The 22,277-nt window shown below is 63.6% G+C and carries 20 protein-coding genes; 17 read left to right on the top strand and 3 right to left on the bottom strand.

Features of this window, described 5'->3' with window-relative positions; translation table 11 throughout:
• The first annotated feature begins 21 nt into the window (after window positions 1-21).
• From J2805_RS20430 to J2805_RS20410, 5 genes are all read left to right on the top strand, one after another.
• Window positions 22-1,539 carry an aldehyde dehydrogenase family protein gene (locus J2805_RS20430; protein WP_309979551.1) on the top strand — a complete coding sequence of 506 codons (1,518 nt, stop codon included), beginning with the start codon at window positions 22-24 and terminating at the stop codon, window positions 1,537-1,539.
• Between the two features lie 27 nt (window positions 1,540-1,566).
• Window positions 1,567-2,784 (top strand): glycoside hydrolase family 88 protein, encoded by a 1,218-nt coding sequence (locus tag J2805_RS20425; protein ID WP_309979549.1) that lies wholly within the window; start codon window positions 1,567-1,569, stop codon window positions 2,782-2,784.
• On the top strand, window positions 2,781-4,394 hold the full coding sequence (locus J2805_RS20420) for a GMC family oxidoreductase (protein WP_309979546.1): 1,614 nt from the start codon (window positions 2,781-2,783) through the stop codon (window positions 4,392-4,394). The genes J2805_RS20425 and J2805_RS20420 overlap by 4 nt, the downstream gene beginning before the upstream one ends.
• Window positions 4,395-4,455: 61 nt before the next feature.
• A complete protein-coding gene (locus J2805_RS20415; protein ID WP_309979545.1) occupies window positions 4,456-5,478 on the top strand; it encodes a LacI family DNA-binding transcriptional regulator in 1,023 nt (340 codons plus the stop codon).
• A 64-nt stretch (window positions 5,479-5,542) separates the two neighbouring features.
• Window positions 5,543-6,115 carry a heme-degrading domain-containing protein gene (locus tag J2805_RS20410; RefSeq protein WP_309979543.1) on the top strand — a complete coding sequence of 191 codons (573 nt, stop codon included), beginning with the start codon at window positions 5,543-5,545 and terminating at the stop codon, window positions 6,113-6,115.
• Between the two features lie 380 nt (window positions 6,116-6,495).
• Here J2805_RS20410 and J2805_RS20405 read toward each other — a convergent pair whose 3' ends face one another.
• The 3 genes from J2805_RS20405 to J2805_RS20395 form a co-directional block, all read right to left on the bottom strand.
• Complete coding sequence (locus J2805_RS20405) at window positions 6,496-7,281, bottom strand: substrate-binding domain-containing protein (protein WP_309979541.1); 786 nt, start codon at window positions 7,279-7,281, stop codon at window positions 6,496-6,498.
• A gap of 15 nt (window positions 7,282-7,296) precedes the next feature.
• Window positions 7,297-7,944 (bottom strand): hypothetical protein, encoded by a 648-nt coding sequence (locus tag J2805_RS20400; protein ID WP_309979539.1) that lies wholly within the window; start codon window positions 7,942-7,944, stop codon window positions 7,297-7,299.
• A 445-nt stretch (window positions 7,945-8,389) separates the two neighbouring features.
• Window positions 8,390-9,250 (bottom strand): GntR family transcriptional regulator, encoded by an 861-nt coding sequence (locus tag J2805_RS20395; RefSeq protein ID WP_309979538.1) that lies wholly within the window; start codon window positions 9,248-9,250, stop codon window positions 8,390-8,392.
• 150 nt (window positions 9,251-9,400) lie between these two features.
• On the opposite strand from J2805_RS20395, the gene J2805_RS20390 reads away from it, so the two are divergent.
• The 12 genes from J2805_RS20390 (at window position 9,401) to J2805_RS20335 (ending at window position 19,437) form a co-directional block, all read left to right on the top strand.
• Complete coding sequence (locus J2805_RS20390; RefSeq protein WP_309979536.1) at window positions 9,401-10,411, top strand: 2-keto-3-deoxygluconate permease; 1,011 nt, start codon at window positions 9,401-9,403, stop codon at window positions 10,409-10,411.
• 8 nt (window positions 10,412-10,419) lie between these two features.
• The gene (locus tag J2805_RS20385; protein ID WP_309979534.1) at window positions 10,420-11,715 is read left to right on the top strand and encodes a RuBisCO large subunit C-terminal-like domain-containing protein; all 1,296 of its coding nucleotides are present in this window, start codon (window positions 10,420-10,422) and stop codon (window positions 11,713-11,715) included.
• A gap of 1 nt (window position 11,716) precedes the next feature.
• The gene (locus tag J2805_RS20380; protein WP_309979532.1) at window positions 11,717-13,015 is read left to right on the top strand and encodes a four-carbon acid sugar kinase family protein; all 1,299 of its coding nucleotides are present in this window, start codon (window positions 11,717-11,719) and stop codon (window positions 13,013-13,015) included.
• Window positions 13,016-13,069: 54 nt separating this feature from the next.
• Window positions 13,070-14,113 carry an alcohol dehydrogenase catalytic domain-containing protein gene (locus tag J2805_RS20375; RefSeq protein WP_309979530.1) on the top strand — a complete coding sequence of 348 codons (1,044 nt, stop codon included), beginning with the start codon at window positions 13,070-13,072 and terminating at the stop codon, window positions 14,111-14,113.
• Window positions 14,114-15,076: 963 nt separating this feature from the next.
• On the top strand, window positions 15,077-15,769 hold the full coding sequence (locus J2805_RS20370; RefSeq protein ID WP_309979528.1) for a histidine phosphatase family protein: 693 nt from the start codon (window positions 15,077-15,079) through the stop codon (window positions 15,767-15,769).
• Between the two features lie 24 nt (window positions 15,770-15,793).
• Window positions 15,794-16,348: a DUF3090 domain-containing protein gene (locus J2805_RS20365; RefSeq protein WP_309979526.1), complete on the top strand. Its 555-nt coding sequence runs from the start codon at window positions 15,794-15,796 to the stop codon at window positions 16,346-16,348.
• Complete coding sequence (locus J2805_RS20360) at window positions 16,348-17,115, top strand: SCO1664 family protein (protein WP_309979525.1); 768 nt, start codon at window positions 16,348-16,350, stop codon at window positions 17,113-17,115. The genes J2805_RS20365 and J2805_RS20360 overlap by 1 nt, the downstream gene beginning before the upstream one ends.
• A gap of 299 nt (window positions 17,116-17,414) precedes the next feature.
• Window positions 17,415-17,564, top strand: a complete 150-nt coding sequence (locus J2805_RS20355; RefSeq protein WP_309979522.1) for a hypothetical protein — start codon at window positions 17,415-17,417, stop codon at window positions 17,562-17,564.
• Between the two features lie 103 nt (window positions 17,565-17,667).
• Window positions 17,668-17,946, top strand: a complete 279-nt coding sequence (locus tag J2805_RS20350) for a hypothetical protein (RefSeq protein ID WP_309979520.1) — start codon at window positions 17,668-17,670, stop codon at window positions 17,944-17,946.
• A 77-nt stretch (window positions 17,947-18,023) separates the two neighbouring features.
• Window positions 18,024-18,197: a hypothetical protein gene (locus J2805_RS20345; RefSeq protein ID WP_309979518.1), complete on the top strand. Its 174-nt coding sequence runs from the start codon at window positions 18,024-18,026 to the stop codon at window positions 18,195-18,197.
• Window positions 18,198-18,742: 545 nt separating this feature from the next.
• Entirely contained in the window at window positions 18,743-19,000 is a 258-nt protein-coding gene (locus J2805_RS20340; RefSeq protein WP_309979516.1) for a hypothetical protein, read from the top strand.
• 5 nt (window positions 19,001-19,005) lie between these two features.
• A complete protein-coding gene (locus tag J2805_RS20335) occupies window positions 19,006-19,437 on the top strand; it encodes a hypothetical protein (RefSeq protein ID WP_309979514.1) in 432 nt (143 codons plus the stop codon).
• The last annotated feature ends 2,840 nt before the right edge of the window (window positions 19,438-22,277 follow it).

Raw genomic sequence — 22,277 nt, 5'->3', positions numbered from 1 at the left:
CTCTTTCTAAGGACACCAGACATGGAAACCAAGAGCTACACGCTCGACGACGTCGAGCCCACCTACCGCCCGATGATCATCGACGGCGAAGACGCCCAGGCACAAAGCGGCCGGACCTTCACCCGGCTTAGCCCGGCCCATGAAGTCCAGGTCACCTCCTTCCCGCACGGCGGCCAGGAGGACGTTGACCGTGCGGTCACCGCCGCCCGCACAGCCCTGGACCGCGGCTGGCGCCAGTCCAGCGGATCCGAGAGGTCCAAGCTGCTCCTGAAAGTCGCCGACTTCGTCCGCCGCGACGCCGAAGCGCTGGCGCTGGCCGAAACCCTGGAGACCGGCAAACCGATCACACAGTCCCGCAATGAAGTCGCCGGCACCGCCGAGCTGTGGGAATACGCCGCCAGCCTGGCCCGCAACACCCAAGGCGACGCCCACAACGCCCTCGGACGGGACACGCTGGCCATGGTGGTCCACGAACCCATTGGTGTGGTCGGCATGATCACGCCATGGAACTTCCCGCTGCTGATCATCAGCCAGAAACTACCGTTCGCTTTGGCCGCGGGCAACACTGCCGTGATCAAACCCAGTGAAAGCACGTCAGCCACCACCGTCATGCTGGGCCAGCTTATCCGCGAAGCGGGCTTCCCGGCCGGCGTCGTCAACATTGTCACTGGCGACCGCGTTGTCGGGGCGGCCATCGCGGATCACCCCGGCATCGACATGATCAGCTTCACCGGCTCCACCGGTGTGGGCAAGGGCATTGCCGCCGCGGCGGGCCGGGACCTGAAGAAGGTGGAACTCGAACTCGGCGGGAAGAACCCGCAGATCATCACGCCCAACGCTGACTTCACCGCTGCGGTCGACGCCGGCGTCTTCGGCGGCTACTTCAATGTCGGCCAGTGCTGCAATTCCGGCAGCCGCCTCATCGTGCACCGCTCCATGGCCGACGAATTCGCCGCCGCCGTCGTCGAGCGGGCCAAGCACATGCGCGTGGGCGACCCGCTCAAGGCCGACACCCTCGTCGGTTCCCTTGTCAACGACGCCCAGCTCGCCGTCGTCGAACGCTACGTGGCTGAAGGCCGCGACGCCGGGGCCCACCTGCTCACCGGCGGCGACCGCCTCGATACCGGGCTCAACGGCCGCTTCTTCCAGCCCACCGTCTTCACGGACGTGACCGCCCGGATGTCCATCGCCACCGAGGAGATCTTCGGCCCCGTCCTGTCCGTCCTGCCCTACGACACCCTGGAAGAGGCCATCGGGATCGCAAACTCCACCTCGTTCGGCCTCTCCGCAGGAATCTGGAGTAGCGACATCAACGAAGCCCTGACCGCTGCCCGCGATCTGCGCGCCGGGACCGTCTGGGTCAACCGCTGGATGGACGGATACCCCGAAGTGCCGTTCGGCGGCTACGGACACAGCGGCATCGGCCGCGAACTGGGGCGCCAGGCGCTCGCAGAGTTCAGCGAGCTGAAAACCATCCAGCTCCAGGTCGGCATCCGTGAAAACCGCTGGGTCGACGCACCCGACGCCGCCCGCCGCTAAGACCCGAAACCCCTGAAAGAAACGAACATGACAACCACCACCACCGCAGCCCCCTCGAACGCCACCGCGGCAGTGCTGCCGACGATGCTCCCCCTCACGCTCCCGGCCGGGTATGAAGTGCCGGCAGCGTTTCGTGAGGCAGCCGCCAAGGCCTGGAAAACCGCCTCAGCGAAACTGGACGGACTGATCACCCGGCACCCGGACCGGTTCCCGCTGTACACCGAGGAAGGCAAATGGGTGGTCGACGGCGAGGCATGGACCAACTGGTGCGAAGGCTTCCTCGGCGGCCAGCTCTGGATGCTCTCCCGCCGGGCCGGCGACGCCGACCGCGCCCGCTTCCGCAGCGCCGCCGAGCACTACTCGGAGCTCATCGAAGAACGGAAGAGCGACGACACAGTCCATGACCTGGGCTTCCTGTTCTGGTCCACCTACCGGCGCTGGTACGAAGCCACGGGCGACACCACCAAGCGTGACGTCGTCATCGAGGCCGGACGCACCACCGCCAGCCGCTACCGGGAAACCGGCCGGTACATGCCCAGCTTCCGCCAGCCCGACAGCCTGTTCATCGACATCATGATGAACATCCACATGGCCCTCTACGCCGCGCAGCAGATCGGCGACCAGGACATGGCCGGCAAAGCCGTGGCCCACTGCCTGACCACCCGCCGGTTCCTCATGCGCGGCGACGGCTCCGCCTCCCACGAAGGCATGTTCGACCTGGAAACCGGCGCCTTCCTGAAGCAGACCACACAGCAGGGATTCTCCGACGAAGGATCCTGGGCCCGCGGACAGGCCTGGGCCCTCTACGGCTTCGGCACCGTCTACCGCTTCACAGGCGAACGGCGCTTCCTCGAAACAGCCATTGCCGCCGCCGACTTCTACATCGAAAAAACCGGCGATAGCCTCGTCCCGCCCAACGACTGGGACGAACCCAACCCCGCCCGCCACTACGAAACGTCCGCAGCTGCCGCCGCGGCCGGAGGCTTCTGGCAACTGGCCGGCCTCGTCCAGGACCGGACCAAAGCGCAGGTCTATGCTGACTACGCCGTGAGCATCCTGCGCCGCCTGACCGAGGACGACTTCCTTGCCGGTCCGGGCGAGGACTGGGAAGGTGTGCTCAAGCACGGCAGCTACCATGAGGGCAAGGACCTGGGCGTCGACGAATCCGTGATGTGGGGCGACTACTGGTTCCTGGACACCATCGACCAGATCCAGCAGTTCGACGAAGCCCGGAGGGGCCGGTGACCACCGAGTCGCGGAAAACCATCGACGTGGCACCCCGTCCGGAAGCACCGGCAGAACCGGTGCTTCCGGACGAGGTGATCCGGACTGACATCGCCATCATCGGATCAGGCATGGGCGGCGGCACCATGGCGTACGCCCTCAAAGACTCCGGCGCCGAGGTCCTGATCATCGAACGCGGCCACCGCCTGCCCGCGGAGCCGCAGAACTCCGACCTGGACGAGGTGTACCTCAAAGGCCGATACAAGAATGCCGACAAGTGGTACAACGGCCGCACCGGCGAAGCCTTCAAGCCCGGCGTCTACTACTGGGTGGGAGGCTGCACCAAGGTCTACGGTGCCTGCCTGCCGCGCTTCCGCGCCAGCGACTTCAAGGAAACGACACACCAGGACGGGACATCCCCGGCATGGCCGTTCAGCTACGAGGACCTCGAGCCCTACTACGCGAAGGCCGAGAAGCTGTTCCGGGTCCGTGGCCAGATCGGCGAAGACCCTACGGAACCCGCCCACTCCGAGGCCTACCCCTTCCCGGCCCTGGACCACGAACCGGTCATCCAGGACCTCGCCGCCTCCTTCCGCCGGCAAGGCCTGCACCCATTCCGGATGGCCAACGGCCTCGACGCCGACACTCCTCAGAAGCGCGCCCTCTGCGCCACCAGCGACGGCGCCCCGAACCAAGCCGGGCTGAAGTCCGATGCCGAAAAGATCGCCATCGACCCGGCACTCGCGGCTGGGGTAGATCTCATGACGGGCGCCAAGGTCATCCGCCTCATCGCGGGACCGGACGGGCGGACCATCGTCGCAGCCCTAGCCGAACGGGACGACCGCCTCATCCGCATCGAAGCCGATAAGTTCATCCTCGCCGCCGGGGCCGTGAACTCGGCAGCACTTCTGCTGGGCTCGGCCACGCCGGAGTTTCCCCGCGGCCTGGCGAACTCCTCCGGACTCGTGGGCCGGAACTACATGGTGCACAACAGCACCTTTTTCATCGGCATCAACCCGTTCAGGGTCAACCGGACCCTATGGCAAAAGACGCTCGGGCTCAACGACTGGTATGAAGCCGGACCCACCAACAAATACCCGCTGGGGAACCTGCAGATGCTCGGAAAGCTGCGCGCCAGCATGCTCAAGATGGCCAAACCCTGGGCGCCAACCTGGCTGCTAAAGGCCTTGTCCGACCGCAGCATCGACATCTACCTGACCACCGAGGACCTGCCGCGACAGAGCAACCGCATCAGCTTGGTCAACGGAAACATCCACGTCTGGTGGGAGCCGAACAACCTCGAGCCCCACAAGGAACTGGTTCGCCGGATCCGCAAGGCCGTCCGGAAGGCCGGGTATCCGGTCATCTTCAGCGAGCGCATGGGCATCGAAACCAACTCCCACCAATGCGGAACAGCTGTGGCAGGACATGATCCCGCCAGCAGCGTTCTCCGGCCGGACTGCCGCACCCATGATCTGGACAACCTCTGGATCGTGGACAGTTCCTTCTTCCCCTCATCCGCTGCCCTCAATCCGGCCCTGACCATCGCGGCCAACGCCCTCCGGGTCGCAGACACCATCCTCGCCACCCGCGACCCGGGCCTCCAACGCCTGCCCGCGGGAAAGGATTGATAAAGTCGAGACGCGGGGAGCGTCGCTTCTCCGCCTATCGACCCACCGGCAGGATTACAGCATGGCCCCGCGCATCACCCTCGAAGACGTGAGCAAGGCTGCCGGCGTCTCCCGCTCCACGGCTTCGCTCGTCGTTCGCGGCAGCTCCCGTATCCCGGAGTCCACGGCGGCGAAGGTACGCGAAGCCATGAACGAGCTGGGCTACGTGTACAACCGGCAGGCCGCCAACCTGCGGCAGAGCCGGTCCATGACCATCGGGCTCATCGTCACTGAGATCATCAACCCCTACTTCGCCGAACTGGCGATGGCTGTCGACGAGATGACCCACGACTCCGGCTACACCATCTTCATCGGCTACAGCCGAGACCATGCTGATCGCCAGCACGAAATCATCTCCTCAATGATCGAACGCCAGGTCGACGGGATCCTCCTGCTTCCGGCGCCGGACACAGACCCGGAGAAACTCGCGAAGCAGGTCAATGCCGCCGGTGTCCCGGTGGTGCTGCTCGCACGCCGGTTCGCCGGCTTCGATTACGTTGGGAGTGAGAACGTCAAGGGCGCAACCATGCTCGGCGGGCACCTCTCGGCGTTGGGTTGCCGGAGCGTGGCGTTCCTCGGCGGCCTGGCGGCGTCATCCCTCGCCGAACGGGAGGAAGGCCTACGGACGTCGCTGGAACCCAATGGCTGCGAAGTGTGGAGCATGGACGAGTTCCGCAGTCCCATCACCCCGGAAGGCGGCGCCGCCGCTGTCGGCCGGCTCTTCGACCAGGGAAAACTGCCCGATGCGATCATTGCCTATAACGACGCCGTCGCCCAGGGCGTCTACGACGAGATGCGCCGCCGCGGGCTGGAACCGGGCCGTGACCTCGCGGTGGCATCCTTCGATGACACCCGCATCGCCGCAAGCCAGGTTCCTCCCATGACATCCGTGGCCGGATTCCCCCAGGAGATCGGGGCAAAGGGCACCGAGATGCTGATGACCCGCCTCTCCGACGGGAACGCGAACATGCCAACGCAACTGACCCTCATTCAGCCCCAGCTCAAGATCCGGTCCTCCACGGCCACCTGGCGGCCCCGGACGTAACCACACCGTGCGGTAAGTCCCTCTGGGAACCGCCCGGGACAGCTAACAGACAGGAAATGATTTTATGGATCCCGAACCCGCTGCTCCTTCGGCCGCATCAGAGGCAGAATTCGACCCGGACTCACAGGCCGAACAATCCGAATCTGCCCTGCATTCGCTGATCGCACGCATCGAAGACGAAGTCCGCACTTTGCAGCTTGGCAGTTTCAACCAGTCCGACGCCCTCACCCTTGGCCTGTTGCTGGTGGAGATGGCCACAGGGCGGAAGCTCCCGGTCGCCATCGACATCCGCCGGAACGAGCACGTCCTCTTCCACGTCTCCCTGCCCGGCGCCACACCGGACAACGAAATCTGGGTGGAGAAAAAGAGCAGAACGGCGGAGCGGTATGCCGAACCGTCGCTTCTGGTCGGCCTCAAGAGCCGCGTCGGCGGAGGAAGCATTGAAGACAACGGCTGGTTCGACCAGACTCGCTATGCACCTCACGGCGGGGCATTCCCTGTGTATGTGAAAGGCACCGGGCACGTGGCAACCGTAACGGTGTCCGGCTTGCCGCAGAAGGATGATCACGACTTCGTCGTCGAGGCGCTGACCGCGTTCCTTGGGCACGAGTCAGAAAGCGTTCCGGGCGTTCGTTAAGCGGCTGACAGAGGTGTACGTCTGGCATGTACGCCGTCGAGGACAGCTAGCCTGCGTGTCCCCAACCCGCAGCATGAAGGAATGCACTCGGCATGCCCACGAATCCGCTGACAATGTCACCACCGGCTCACCACCGATGGCGGCCGTACCTAAGCCCCGGTCAGCTGGTGATGAGGATGCCACCGAGTACGGTCGGATCTCATGCGCTTTCCTTGCTTAACGATCCATTTGCCAGCCCACCAGTCATGTCCGATCCCCGGCAGACTGCATGAAGGAGCAGGGAAACGAAAAGGCAAGCTGGAAGGAACGGGCGGTGTCGTGAGGAAACAACCGGACAACGTGAACGTTGCAGTCGTTCATAGTTACCCGCGGGATGGCCTTCAGGTACCGGCCAGCCGCTGGATGGCGGAAGCGAGGGCGCGCAGCCGGTGGTTGCGGTCGAGGTCCCCGGTGCGCGTGGCCAGGTACACGGTGTTCAGGGGAGCAACCTCCGGCGTGTGCAGCGCGACGAGGGCTCCGGACGCCAGATCGTCTTCCGCGAAGTAGCGGGGCAGCACCGACATCCCAGCGCCTGCAACGACTGCAGAACGCACACCGCGAAGATCAGGAACGATGCAGATCGTCCGCAGATCGTCAGGGCGTCGTTCGAACACGCTGCGCCAGTAGCGCCGGATGATGGGCAGATTTTCGGCATAGGCGACCACAGGGATGGCTGCCAACTCGACATCGTCGGGAGCATCTCCCGGCAACCTCGATCGCCACGACGGTGCCGCGACCAGGACAAATTCCTCGTCATAAAGGGGCATTCCCGTGACGCCCTGAACGCGTGGCCGGACCGAGCTGATGACAAGGTCCAAGTCGCCGGTCCGGAGGTCTTCGAGCAAGCCATCAACCAGGCCGAAACGGATCCGCAACCGGGCCCCGATCGCCGTAGTGAGTTCCGGCGTGTGGGGCAGCAGCTTGGCGGTCAGGAACTCGGCTGGGCCGCCCAGGTCGATGGCCTCGTTGGCTCCCGGAAGTGTTGCGATTTCGCCTGCGGCTGTTCGGGGAACCCAGCGTCGCTGTCGGTCACGGCGTCGTGTCCCCTTTCCGTGACAACCTCGGTCGTCGATGTCCGGATCCTGCCAACCGGGCTCCGAGATGCTGCTCCGCTTCTCTGAGAACATTCAAATCATCTTGACTCAGTACTTGGGCAAGGTGCGGGTCCACGAACAGGGCGTCCTGGATCTCCACCAACATCCGATGCAGTCGGCGCTTGGGGGCATCGTGGCGGTCGATCGCAGTTGAGCCAAATTTAGTCGGATCTCGGATCGCTCAGACGTGATTCGGTCCCAGGGACCAGCCAGTCGTTCGACAAGTACAGCTGCGGCCCGGGCATCAGACCTACGCTCTAGCCGACGTGCGACGGGCGGCAAGGCCAGGCCCACGCAGAGGAAAACCATGGCGCCCACTTCGGCGGCGTCGTAGACGTAGGAGAGACGCCTCATTGCCTCGAGCTCACCCATGAGATGAAGAACGTCCATCCCCAGCACCGCAAGGACCAACACCACAGCCAGCGCGCACCCGAGGCCGATGAACACGAAGGCGACGCGAAAGTACGGCTTTGCCATCTCGCCGCGGAATCTGAAACAGGTAAAGCCGGTGATGGCCACCACCGCGCCGATGTAGAGGAACTGAACACTTGAGTACACGGCCGCTGGCCACTGGCTTCCAAAATCCCTCATGAAGGAAGTCGAAGTCCGTGGAGCATCAACCATGCCGAAGCTGACTATCAAGGCCACAACGACGATCCCGAGCACCGAAAGCCCTGCTCTGTTGTGATTGTCCACCGCCTCGCTGACATCGGCGGCGCGCAGGATCGCACGGGACAGGAAGTGATACCGACAACCATGAAGATATTGGCTATGAGATCCAACAGATTGCGGCTCCCGAGTACTTGATCCGCCGCAATGTACATTCGGTCAACGTTGAACGTGAGTGCAGTGGCGATTGTTGAGTGTGGTAAATCCTTGGGTACGAAACACATTTGCCACCAATTTTGCAATCAGCAACAGGCTCCCGAGCGGCCAGTTCCTCATCTTCCAATAACCGTCCGCGTGGAGTTTTGACGCTCGTTGATTGCGGACGCGAGTTCTGACCACTTCTAGGAACCAAGAGTGGTCTCAGACTCCCATATGCATCCCTAGAAATCGGCATTCTTCAGAATTCTTCTGTCGTTTTCAGAAGCCACCTACACTCAGTGTCAGAAGTCATCTGCACTGCTTGGGATTTCCTTTATCGTGCGCCTCGTTCAAGATCCGCTAGTTCGGATTCAAGCTGCTGCGTCAGGTTCCGCAGGCGCCGGATGTTTTCTTGGGATACGCCTCCGGGTTGTGATGTCACCTGCGCGTCGACGTCGAAGACGGTGTTGGGGCTGTGCCAGACGTTGAACCACTCAAGGCCATGGCCGAGCGCGTCGCGGGTCACGCCTTGAAGCAGGAGCAGGGGTTCTCGGGTGCTGGTATGGAGTTTGTGAGCCAGATCGGCATCTGCGGCCACGGCTTGGACCTGTCTGGGTCCGCCTGCCGGATGGTAGCCGTGCTCCCGCATGAGACCGAGCAGTGAGGCGTTTTCCAGAAGTTCCTTGGTGAAGTGCGGGAAGAGGTCGCGGGGCACCCAGGTGCGCATGAAGGCTACCGGGACCTCTTCCAAATAGCGGATCCGTTCAATTTTCCACGTGTTGGTGGTGTTCAGCGCCTCTATGGCCGACTCGGGCGGGGCTGCATGTTCGACGGCGATGACATGGGTGCGCAGGCGCTGGCCGTGCGCGGCGGCCTGTTCGTCCAGCCCGCCGGCGCGCTGGAGATGCCGGCGGAGGACCGGTGCGGCGGCCACGACGCTGCCGCGGCCGCGCTGGCGGCGGATCAGCCCGAGGTCGGACAGCCCGGACAATGCCTGGCGTACGACGCTGCGGGAGACACCGAACTGTTTTTGGAGTTCCTCTTCGGTGGGAAGGGGGGAGCCGGGGAGCAGCGGCCGTTCGAGGATCTGCCGGTGCAGGATGTCCCGGATCTGCGCATGAAGGGGCGGGCCCTCCTCCCGGTTCAGGCTGTTGGCCCGCTCCCGGGGCTCTGCCCCGGATGGTTGAACACTCACACTGACTCCTTTGCCGCTTGACACATCTTAGCCCGCAGGTGTGACGCCTCCTACTTGACGGGTGATCCAAACCACAGGTAATGTACGTACTAATTGTACGGACTAGTTCCGACGACTGAAACATACAATGACGTAGGAAAGGTCGATGTAATGACGCAGCTGCATTTGAGGACTGGGCGCTCACGCCTACCGATGTTTGCCTTCCTCCAAAAGGTCCCCGCAGGCATGATGCTGATCCCGCTGATGCTGGGCGTGCTCATGAACACCTTTGCGCCCGAAGCCCTGAAAATCGGCGGCTTCACCACGGCACTCTTCAAGGAGGGGGCCCTGACTCTGATCGCGGTGCTGATCCTCGCCACCGGCGCGCAGATCACCGGAAGCCACAGCGGCAAGGCCGCCGCCTCCACCACCACCGTTGTCCTGGTCTGCAAGACCCTGATCCCCGCCACGATTGCGGTGATCCTTGGCCTGGTGGTCGGCATCGAAGGCATCGCAGGGGTATCGATCCTGGCGATGCTGGCCATCTTTGGCAATAGCAACGGCGCCCTCTGGCTGGCATTCGCGGGCCAGTACGGTGACGAACGGGACACCGGCGCCTACGTCGCCAGCGCCTTCGATGACGGACCGTTCCTGGCACTGATCTTCCTGGGCGCTTCCGGACTGGGCGATATCCCCGTACTGGCCTTTGCCGCGGCACTGATTCCGTTCATCATCGGCCTCATCATCGGGGCAGTGGACCGCGAGTGGACGAAGGCCCTGGACCACGTGCCGAACATCGTGATCCCGTTCATGTCCTTCGCTGTTGGCACCGGCATCAACCTGAAGACCGTGCTCACCGGCGGATTCGCCGGGATCTTCCTCGGGCTGATAGTAGTCATCTTCACCGGAGGCCTGACCTACCTGGGGTACCGGTTCGTCCTCAAGCGCGGCTCCAAGAGCGGCATCGGGTTCGCCGCCGGCACCACCGCCGGCAACGCCGTCGCCGTACCCGCGGTAGTAGCCGTCGCCGACCCGCGGTTCGAACCCTTTGTCGCCTCCGCCTCAGCCCAGGCCGCCACAGCCGTCCTCGTGACAGCGCTACTCGCCCCGATCGTTGCATCCTGGGCACTGAAGCGGGCCGGAGGCCTCCAGCCGGCCGACCCGGTCCCCACCGCAGTCTGAACCTTTCCTTGTACATCCCCTTCCTGGACGGAGAACTCATGCGCGACCCGCGCTCGGTGCGATGCACCTACTACCTAGAGTCCGAAATCGACCCTGCAAAAGCCGCAGCCATCATGGCGGGCGAGCAGTCCAGCGGAACCTTCCTGCCGGTCCCCGGCGAATCAGCCCGCATCCGGGAGCGGCACGCCGCGCGCATCTCGAATGTTCAGGAGCTCGGCTTTTGCCGGCCCTCCCTGCCCTCCCGGACCAACCCGGAAAAGGTCCGGGCTGCCCTTGTCACCGTCGATTTTCCCATGGAGAACGTCGGCACGGACCTGGCCACCCTGCAGACCGCCATCGCCGGGAACCTCTTCGAACTGGGCGACCTCTACGCCTGCCGCCTCCAGGACATAGCCCTGCCCGAAGACTTTATCGCCGCCCACCCCGGACCGGCCTTCGGCATCGAGGGGACGCGCAAACTCATCAGCGACGTTCAGGGCGTCATGGTCGGCACCATCGTCAAGCCCAACGTCGGACTCTCGGAAGAGGAATTCCGGCTGGTCGTCCGGGACCTGGCGATGGCCTCCATCGACCTGATCAAGGACGACGAACTGATGACCGACCCCGCGTACCTGCCCCTGGAGCGCAGGGTCGCGGTCGCCACCGAAGAAATCCGCGCGGCCGAGCAGGTCACCGGCCACTCCACTATGTACGCCTTCAACATCACCGGTGACCTCGCCGGATTGCGCAAGCGCCACGACCTGGTCGTTGAAGCCGGCGGCACGTGTGTGATGCTGAACATCCCGGTGATGGGTCTGCCCGCCCTGGCCCTGCTGCGCAGCTTCGCCGAGGTACCGATCCACGGCCACCGGGCGGGCCTGGCGGCCTCGATGCGGTCCAAGGCACTGGGCATGGACTACCGGGTCTGGCAGCAGATGGCCCGCCTCGCCGGCGCCGACCACCTGCACGCCAGCGGACTCGGCAGCAAGTTCTACGAACTGGACGAAGAGGTCGCCGCGAACATCCGCAGCCTCCTCGAACCCCTCGGACAGACCACCGCACCGCTGCCCGTCCTGTCCTCCGGGCAGAACGTCACCACCCCCGGACCCACCTTCGACGCGGTTGGATCCACGGACCTGATGATGCTCGCCGGCGGCGGCGTCGCCGCCCATCCGGACGGTCCCGGCGCCGGGGTGCGAAGCCTGCGTCAGGCCTGGGAAGCGGCCGTGGCCGGCGTGCCCCTCCAGGCGGCAGCGGAAAAGCAGTCCCACACCGGGGACGATGCACTCCTGCACGCAGTCCAAACCTTCGGAAAAGGTGCCTGACATGCCCGCTTTCGGTTTCGTCGCAGACGACCTCACCGGAGCCGCCGACGTCCTGGCCCAGTCCCACCGCTACGGCCTGGAAGCGGTCCTCGTCATTGGCGACGCGCCCCTGCCCGCCGATGCTGACGTCGTCGGAATCGCCGGACCCTCCAGGTCCCTGGCCGGGGAAGCATTCGACGCCCTGGTACGCAGAGATCTGGCCGGCATCGCGCCACTGAACCTTGAGGTACTGCTGTACAAGGTGTGCTCCACCTTCGACAGTTCCACCACGGTCGGCAGCATCGGCCGCGGAATCCAGCTTCTCCATGAGCAATTTCCCCTGCACGGCCCAATCGCCGTGGTCCCGGCCCAGCCGGCCTTCGGCCGCTACACCGCTTTCAGTAACCACTACGCGACCCATGCCGGCCAGACTTACCGGCTGGACCGCCACCCGGTCATGTCGGGCCACCCGTCCACCCCCATGGCCGAGGCGGACCTGCGCCAGGTTGTGGCTGAACAGCTCGGCACCGGGGAAGTTCCCGGCTCCATCCACCTGCCCGCCTACGAGGACGGCACCTTCAAGGACGCCTGGGCCGAGCGTCGGCGGGAACTGGGAGCACGGGCCTTCGTCGTGGATGCCGTGGACGAACGGCACATGGATGCCGTCGCCGAAGCGCTGACGCGGGAGGAACACGGGCACGGTCCTTCCGTCGTTGTTGGCTCCGGCGGCATCATGGCAGCACTGGCACGGTCCATCTCGGACCAGGCTCCGCGCACACCCGGGCCGCAGCAGCCATCAGGACCCGTACTGGCCATCAGCGCATCTGCTTCCAGCACAACGGCAGAGCAAATCAACGACGCCATCTCCCAGGGTTGGGAGGATGTGCCCGTATCCTCCGAGCTGCTGCAAGGACACGACGCCGCGGCCGTAGCCGCCCTGGACAGAAAGGTTTCAGCAGCCCTTCAAAAGGGCCGGAACGTCATCGTCCACACCACCCGGGGACCTGGGGATCCTCGCTATGGAGCCGCCAAACCGGCTGATGCCGGCTACGTCGGAGCATTGATCGGAGGCATCGCCGCCCGCATGGCCACAGCCGGCCTCACCCGGGACATCGCCGTGTGCGGCGGAGACACCTCCAGCCACGCACTCATCGCCATGGGCGTGCGCGAACTGCGCGTCTCGGACCAGTTCGTCACGGCAGGGCCGATCCTGCAAGCCGACGGCGCCTCCGCCGTCGCCGGATGTCGTCTGCTGCTCAAGGGCGGGCAGGTCGGCCCCACCAACATCCTGCGCCGCTTCGCCGGCCAACTCCCCGACTGATACCCATCCAGACATTCCCCACGCATCACCAGAACCAATGAAAGGCGGCCCCCAATGCGGGCAGTAGTCAAAACAGCGGCCGAACGAGGCGTTACATACGTCACCGACGCCGGAGACCCCAAAGCAACAGAAGGCACAGTCGTCATCGAAGTAGGCGCCGCATCCCTCTGCGGCACCGACCGGGAACTGTATGAATGGACCCCCTCCGCGCAGGCCTTCAACCTCAACCTCCCGGTAATCCTGGGCCACGAAGGCGCAGGCACCGTCGTCGAGGTCGGCGCCGGTGTCACCGGGCTGCGCGTGGGCGACCAGGTGGCGCTTGAAAGCCACCTCACCTGCGGGCAGTGTTTCCCCTGCCGCACCGGGGACGCCCACACCTGCGAACGCACCGGCATCCTGGGCATGCACATCGACGGCGTCTTCGCCCAATACGCCGCCGTTCCCCAGGACATCTGCGTCAAACTCCCCACCGGCCTGTCCCTCGAATCCGGTGCCCTGCTCGAAGCAGCCGGCGTCGCAGTCCACGCCATCCAGCGCGCCAACTACTCCGTCGCAGGACGGGCCGTGCTCGTCAGTGGTGCCGGACCCGTCGGCCTGGTGGTCGTAAACCTGGCACTGCTCATGGGAGCCTCCCACGTCATCGCCGTGGACCCCAACCCCTACCGACGTGCCCAGGCCGAGAAACTCGGCGCGATCGCACTGCACCCCAACGACGGCATCGTTGATCGCTGCCGCGAGCTGACTGGCCGTCGCGGTGGCTTCGACGTCGGCTTCGAATGCTCCGGAGCACCCGGCACCCTGACGACACTCTTCGAAGCAGTCCGCCGCGAAGCCACCGTCATCACCGTCGGACACCCCGGCCGGCCGGCGGAAGTCGATATCGCGGCATACATCAACAAAAAGGGCATCACCCTGCGCGGCATCTTCGGCCGCCGGCTCTGGGAAACCTGGGAACAAAGCCTGCTGCTGCTTGACTCCGGAAAACTGGAACTCGACTGGCTCATCACGCACCGCATGAAACTCAGCCAGATCGACGAAGCCGTAGAGCTGCTCACCGGGGATGCCTCCAAGGTACTGCTGATCCCGGACCTCGGCTGACCGATACCCAAATCGCACCTGCTCTACAGGGCCGGGCAAGGTGATCAAGCGGGGGTGTGCACACCCCCGCTTTCTCTTCATATACGGACGCCACCTGTAACGGCCGACGCTGGTGTCCCTCCGGCCAAGGCGCAATACGCCGCTAAAGCAATCCCCAGGGAACGCTGAAAGCTGCCAATCGGTAGGAATCACATGAACGGGGACACTCTGGCAACCCCGGGACCGCTTGCGGCCCAAGCTCGACCCATTGACTATCACTATTGGGTCCACCTGGATCCGGGCGACCGGGTTACCGTCACAGGCAACGGTTTCGAACCGAATCACGGCCCTGTGGACAACGTCAGCGAGGACGCGACATACTTCTGGGTTTGGATTAACGGCCCAAGTCGAATCTTGATTTTTCATGGTGACGGTACAGTGACTTACGGATTTCTCTCTTAACATCGCAGGGAAGATGTTGCCGGCAGAAGATAGGCCGCTGCCGACTTGTCGCAATCTGGGGCGGTGTCATGCGATATATCGACATTTGGATTCGCCCTCAGGCACCCGAACACCCCAACCGCGTCGTCCAGCGACGTTCCGGAGGACCCGAGGAGTTCCAACTCCTTTCGTATCAGGTCAGTGAGCACGAACCCCGACTGCGCTCGGCGGGCACCCACCTGGACCATGCGTGCGGCGTAGCCTGCGGCGGCGATGGCTGCACTGGTGGTACTGATGCCGGCGAAATCGATGAAGGCCTCAAGCCCGGTACAGGACATCCTCCATGCGGGGGGTCGAGTTCAACCGGGGATTCTTCCCGTTTTGCTGCGCCGGCCATGAGCTGGTCAATGCGTGCCGGGTCCGTCTGGGCGGCTTTGAGCGCGTCGGCGTGCTTGAAGGGTTCCGCCAGTGCTTTATCTGCCTGTTCGACGCGCGACCCGGTACAGTTCAACCGACATCGAGCGGGGTGGTTAGGCTGGGTGGATGGCGACAGTTCTTCTCGTGCGGCACGGCCGCACCACAGCCAATGCCACTGGACTGCTGGCGGGTCGGGTGGCCGGAGTCAGTTTGGACCAGGTCGGGCGCGACCAGGCGGCTCTGACCGGAGAGCGGCTCGCGGCCGTGCCTGTAGTCGGGGTGGTGTCGAGCCCTCTTGAGCGTTGTCAGGAGACCGCCCAGCTCATCCTCGATCGCCAGGCTGGCTCGCCGTACGCGCCGGTCGATCTCGGTCTGACCGAGTGCGATTACGGCCAGTGGCAGGGCCGCATGCTCAGTGATCTCGCGACCGAGGATTTGTGGCCGGTTGTGCAGTCGCAACCGTCGGCCGTCGTCTTTCCCGGCGGTGAATCCATGGCCGCGATGCAGGCTCGGTCGGTGGCAGCGATTCGGCGCCATGATGCGGCCTTCGAAGCCGAGTACGGGCCAGGGGCCGTGTGGGTGGCGGTGAGTCACGGTGACATCATCAAGTCAATCCTTGCCGACGCGCTCGGCATGCACCTTGACCTGTTCCAGCGAATTAACGTAGGCCCCGCCTCCGTATCGATCGTGCGCTACGGCGCTAGTCGGCCGAGCGTTTACGCCACCAACACCGACGCGGGTGATCTGTCGTGGCTGTCGAACGGCATCCATTCTGGCGATGCGCCGGTGGGCGGCGGTGCAGGGCAAAAGGCGCCATGAACCTCATGTGCCTAGAATACTGACATGCCTACACGTGTTCACGAGTTTGCCTGGCCTGATCGGGTCGTCGTTGGCACCATTGGTCTTCCGGGGGCGCGCACTTTCTACCTGCAGGTGCGGGCAGGGACGCAGATCGTGAGTATTGCCCTGGAGAAGCAGCAGTCGGCTCTGCTCGCGGAGAAGATCGACGAAATTCTCGACCAGCTCATTACCGTCGAGGGCAACCCCTTCAGCGTTCCCACGAGTACTCCCATTGAACTTGTCGACAATGATCAGCTCGAGGCCGTTCAGGAGCAGTTTCGCGCCGGAGCCATGAGCTTAGGTTGGGACCCGACCACGGCCCAGGTCGTAGTAGAGGCCTACCCCATCACCGATGTCAATGCTGATGACGACGACGAATCACTTGATGAGGACGGCGCTGACGAGCCCGAAATGCTGCTGGTGCGCATGCCGGTCGGCACCGCCCGCGCATTCGCCATGCGCACCCGTGAGATCGTGGGCGCCGGGCGTCCGACGTGCTCGCTCTGCGGTTACCCCATAGACGCCGACGGGCACATCTGCACGCTTCCCGAGGTCTGATGCCAGCGCCGGACCTAGTGACCGCCGAGCTGACGCTCACCGGCCGCATCACTACGGCTTCAAACGCTACATTTCTGGGCAGCATCGGCGACGTGGTGGTCGTCTATAAGCCGATAGCAGGCGAAAGTCCGCTGTGGGATTTTCCGCACGGCGCCCTGGCTCAGCGGGAGGTGGCCGCCTACCTGGTCTCGCAGGTCCTCGGCTGGGACGTCGTGCCGCAGACTTGGCTGCGCGATGGTCCGCTGGGCGAAGGAATGGTCCAGCTCTGGCAGGAGCAGGACCCCGCCCAAAGCGCCGTGAACCTGGTCGCGGCGGACCACGTGCCGGAGACGGGCTGGAAACACGTTCTCGAGGGACGAGATGAGAACGGACGGATGCTCGCCCTCGTTCACGAAGACTCCCCAGCGCTCAGACGCATGGCGGTGTTCGACATTGTCGTCAACAACGCCGACCGCAAAGGCGACCACATTCTTGCCATGACGGACGGACACCGGCACGGTGTGGACCATGGGCTCACCTTTCACCGTGACCACAAGCTGCGCACGGTGTTGTGGGGATGGCTGGGAGACGCTCTGACCGCCGAGGAACGCGACGGCATCGATCGTGTCAGCGACGGACTGCACGGTGGGCTGGGTCGAGACCTGGCGGACTTGCTCAGCGCCGAAGAAATCGCATCGCTCGCCGCGCGGTGCGCCCGGTTGCGCTTGGCAGGGCGGTTTCCGGCTCCGAGCGGTGAGATGTCGGCGGTGCCCTGGCCGCTGTTCTAAGGGAATTACGGCTACGGGCTTCGCAGGCTGTGTCACGTTGATGGTATGGATCTAACGGTAGCGACGGAGCTCGTCATCCCAGAGCCCGGAGAATTGTTGGCGTAGCTGGACAGCTCGAAATGAACAGCCGCACCGTACACAGGACGCTTCAGAAATGCATCTGGGCGGGCGCTCCTCCGTCGCTTATTTCCTCGCGAAACTTTGAACCGCTCCCGGTTCCCCAAGTTGCACTCCGGACCCTCAAACCCAGCGGTGACTCCATGTATCAGAACGACGCACACATCTGACAGACACATCCCGTGCCGGCCAGCCCCGACTACCTCGTCCACGACGCCAGCACCGCCAGTGTGCTCGTCGCCGTGTTCAGCGGAATGACCGTCGGTGACGGGCCCGTCTCTGAGAGCCGCGCCAGCCGCCTCGTCTGCCGCAAGCCTGCCCGGGACGCCTGATCGAATCCAAAAAGACGGGACCTATATGACATTTACCTTGGCCGTGCCCGACACGCGCGGCGTGTGCGCACCCGAACGGGGCGGGCAGTGCCACCATCAATATATGAGCGCTCCTACCGTGGATGCAGCGATCAACGACCTTTTGGACTGGGCGTGGCACGCAGTGTACGAACTGCTTGCGGGCAGGGGCCTGCTCGGCGAAGGTCTGGACGTCGGAGAGTACACCGGGATGTCGTCCTGGGTGGAGGGCCCGACCAGGTACACGGTGGTGCACTCCATGGCAGTGGCCATCCTTTTCGTCGACACCGATCCGGTCGACGCCATCACATTCCACCGGGACCTTCTGGGCTCCGAGGATCCGAAAGCATTCTTCACACCGTGACGACCGCACGCCAGGGACTTTGACAGCCCGCAACCCGCGCACGAATCCTATGCCGGTCAGGAAGAAGAAGAACAGCCGTGAACGACCTCTCGACGCTGAGCTTGTCCCTGACCTATGCAGGCACTCTTGGGGTGGCCCTGCTGATATTCCTCGGACAGGCCGTCGTATTCGCCACTCTGCTGGTCCTCGCCGGGTCCCTCAGCCTTCTGGCATGGACCGGTCGCATCATTACGGGATGGCGCCGGACGTAGGAACTCTCAACCCACCCGGACTGCAGAACTAATGCCGCTCCTCACACCCGGTTCAGCGTGTCTGCCCCGTTTTCCGTGGGCAATGTTCGTACTGTCAAGGCATGCCACGGGGACGAACGGAAATTGAGCCGGGAGGCATTCATCCCCTTGCCGGTCAACTGTCGATCGACGACCTCCTCAGGGACAAATACGACCTAACTCCCCAGCTCCCGCTGCATTGGACGCCATACGAGACTACTGCCCAGGCTCCCCTCCCGACGTGACGGCGAAATGATCACCCGGCTACGGCTCCTGCCGTCCAACAACGCCCGGGGACCGAGGACGCCCACCTCGCCAAGCGTGGGTGAGGCCCGGCAATTGAGTCTCGATCGTGACCGGCAAGGCGTTTACGGCCGCTCCTCCGCGGGGGTAAATTCGATGCAGGAAACGCTACTTCCCGACCCTAACCCTAGGAATGAACTCCTCCCGGCCTTGTGCGCGGCCGGGCGGCAACGCTGCTGTTGCCTCGCGGCAGCCCTCCATGCACCCTGAGGAAAGAGCCTGCCATGGCCACCTCGCATTTTCAGCAGTTCCTGAACGATGCCACCTCCCCAGCTCCCGATACCGACATCCCGCTGGGGGCCGACTGCCTCTACGGGCTGTACACGAGCTGGTGCCTGCTCCAAGGAATGGCGCCCAAAACCAGTGCCTCCTTCCGGGTTGGCATGCGCCTCTGCGGGATCAATGTCCACCACAGTCGGCTGAAAACGAAAGGACGGGCAGCCGCGGACTACATCCTCGCCAGCTACCCGTACACCAGCTGATCATCATGTCACTCGACCTTTCAGCCTTCCGCCCGGACGGCGCGGACCTGCCCCCGCGCGCGCTCCCGGTAATGTGCACCGCCTGCAACACCGACCGCCACCTCACCATTACCTCGGTGACACACCCTCCGGACCAACCGGCCGACGTCGTCGTGGTGTCCCACACCTGCAGCCGGTGCGGGCAATTCAGTGAGCATCCCGCATGGGTGGCTGAACTGTCCCTCGTCCTGGCCCGCTTGGGACAAACAGACGACGTGCTCATACTGGGCGGCCACTACATGCACTGCGGGCAACCGATGGAACGAAGGCACTCGGAACTCCGCCGGCTGGCAGCACCCCTGTCCACCGAAGATACAGCCGAAGACGAGCTGGAGGTCTATCTCTCCACCCGAGTCCTCAGATGTGCCTGCGGATTCCAAATGGAACTGCCCGAATGACGGTCGGTTCGCGGGACGTCCAAAGAGTCTTGCGGTGTCCGCACCGTACGGCCGTAGTTCGGTCATAGGAGTGCTACGGGCGGCAAATGGCTGGCCCAGTGCGAGAGTGTGGCCACGAAGTTCCTAGGAACTGGAACACCCTTCATGACGAGATGTCAGTCCGGTATGTGACGCTGCAGGGGCCTTCGACCTAGTTTCTCCTGCCAACACAGCGCAGTCGTCTGCCAAGACCTTGCCGTCGAGGGAATACGCGATGATCGCGTTGGTGTCGAGGTCGAATGTGAACGCCATGATACAGACGCAGCAACTGCGTCGGTAGTCCGAAAGGCTCGACGCGGCACCTCATGGTGAGTCCATCTGGGTCACCGCCGGTGATCCGAGAAACATAGCCCGACCGCTGCACGGCGGTGCACCCCTGAACCGTTGCAGCGCTTTGGGGGCTGGCTGATGATCGTCGTGTGCCGGTCAAGAAACATGTGCCAATTCCCCCGGGCGGGCGGGAAGGCCATCATTAGGAGTACAGAGCCCTGCGATTCGAATCGGAGGCCGCCATGATCCAGGCCCTGCTGTGCAAACTCAACATTCGACACGAATGGCATCTCGAACATGCCGACGACGGAACGGTCTATAGACGCTGTCGTCGATGTGGCAAGGATGACGACGAACGCGGCGAAGGAAGGAGGGGCGACTTCAGCGCATGGGTAGGTCCGAGTGGAGGATAAGGGCACTCGATCGAACAAGAGATTGTCGCCTTGACGAGTCGTAAGAGGGCTCCCCAAGAAGCATACGATTTGGCTTCTTCCCCAGTAGTCTTATACGCGCCTGGAGTGATCCATCTGAGCCCGGCGGTCTGAGCTACGAAAGAGTGATCAACGACGGCGCCCATGCCCAGACGCTGAGCCCCCTGGCCGCTCCGGTGCCTCCCGGCGCGGCCACTCCTCCATGGCCGATCGCTTACTGCTGGTGCTTGAAGTGGCCTTCATCGTTTCATAACCCTCGGGCTCAGAGACCAGTATGTGAGAGGCTTCCCCCCACCTGAAGCAACTTCGCTGTTTGTCTTTTCTGATCCCCATCATCGCTGGGCCGGTCCTCCACGCAACCAGGGCGCTCCGCGCCGACCTCGATCCAGAGTTTCGTTCGGCGCTCCTCCGTCGCTTATTTCCTCCCGAAACTCTGGATCGCTCCCGGTTCCCCAAGTTGCATTCCGGACCCTCAAACCCAGCGGTGGCTCCGCTATCAGAACGACGCACAAATCTGACAGACACGTCCGGGGCCGACCAACTGGCCAGGCTCAGCGACCTAATGATCGGCTCCGGAATGGTCGCCGGCTGGAACATGGACAAGGGCCGGGCCCTCAGGCCCTGGGCCTCGAAACGTCATAGGCCCGCGGTCTTAGGGATAGGGACGACGACGGCGGGCTCGTTTCGGAGCCAGTTCTCCACCGCCGCGTCCCGTCCGCCCGGATCGGAATTGCACGCCTGCATGTGCTCCGCGGATGGGAAAGTAAGCAGCGTTGCCCTCGGGGCGCCAAAGTAAGGCGGATCAACCAAACCAGGGCTGCCCGGAAGAAGAGTCCGGATCCCACACACCTTCACGCTGTCGATGGCTCGCACGCCGGCCACAGATAGAGGTTCCCCCTGACAGGAACGTCCAACGACGCCGATGATCCAGGCGCAAAATCACGTCGCCTGAAACAAAGGACTTCACGAAGTAGTGAAGGCAGAGCCAGGCGGAAGGGACCAAAATGCAGTTCGAAAAGCTGCCCGTGCACAAACGTGTGCACAATGTGCACGCCCGCTTTGGCCGGACAAATACCCGGTGAGCTTCCTCTGCCTGGTCCGCCGCAAGCAGCTATCCGAGGAAAATCCTCGAAGAAAATTCAGCTTCGTCATGTCGTCACCACAACTCTTGGGCCATGAATGAGTGACGGCCAACGACTGGCCACCGGAAACAGCACCAAGGGACGACACACACCCTAGATTCCAGCAGGCGGAAGGGCCACCAGCCAAGCCCTGACCCCGCCCCCACACACAACCGAACAGCCCCCGCGGCGCCAGGCACATACCGCGGCCAACGTCAGAGGGACCCGCCGAGGGTCAATGTCCACACATTAAAGCAAAAACCCCTCTGACGAGGGGTCATGCGTGCCCGAGGTGGGACTCCAACTACCTTCCAGCCCTTGCCATCATGGGGATCCGGCGGAAACATGCGGAATCCGACCCGATCCGACCGATGTACGGCCCAGTCCGAAGCTAAAAGTGTGGACATTGTCCACACTTTCTTTTTGCCATATTCCAGCTCCAGAAAGCGGGCGTCAGGAGGGGCTTCCCCGTTGTGACAAAACATCCGTTATCGGCGTTTGAAACTCGGCAGGGGGCCCGCAGAAGAGGCTGCGTCAGTCACCGTTGTCCGGCTTTTTTGTGCCACCAAAGGACTGGTTAAAAGCAGCCAGGCGATGGTCCAGGCGCGCCGGCATCGCAGTTCCGAAAGCCACCCGCACCGATCCGGCCAATGTGGCATGCCACTTGTACCATGCCTCTCTTGGTCCGCATCACGGCCGGGCATCCCTTCACTAGAGAACAATGAAAGGCGCTAAAACCCGACGCACCTGAACCTCTGCCCGAACTGTCGTGGAAGACATCTCCAAAACCCCCCGTCGCCGGTTTTGGAAAGCAAACGTCGACGACTTTCAGGAGCGGATCCCGGACCACCACACGCTATGACAGATCACGGCACAAGCCGACGAAGTCTGCCGGCCACGACGTGGCTCGGGCGCTGGCATAGGCCCGGTTTCTTCTCCTTATATATGGGTTATATATAAGGGGAGATATATGGGGAGG

The sequence above is a fragment of the Arthrobacter oryzae genome (assembly GCF_031454875.1).
GTDB lineage: Bacteria > Actinomycetota > Actinomycetes > Actinomycetales > Micrococcaceae > Arthrobacter > Arthrobacter oryzae_D.
The sequence above is the reverse complement of the archived record's forward strand: the minus strand, read 5'-3'. Positions and strand labels throughout refer to the sequence as shown.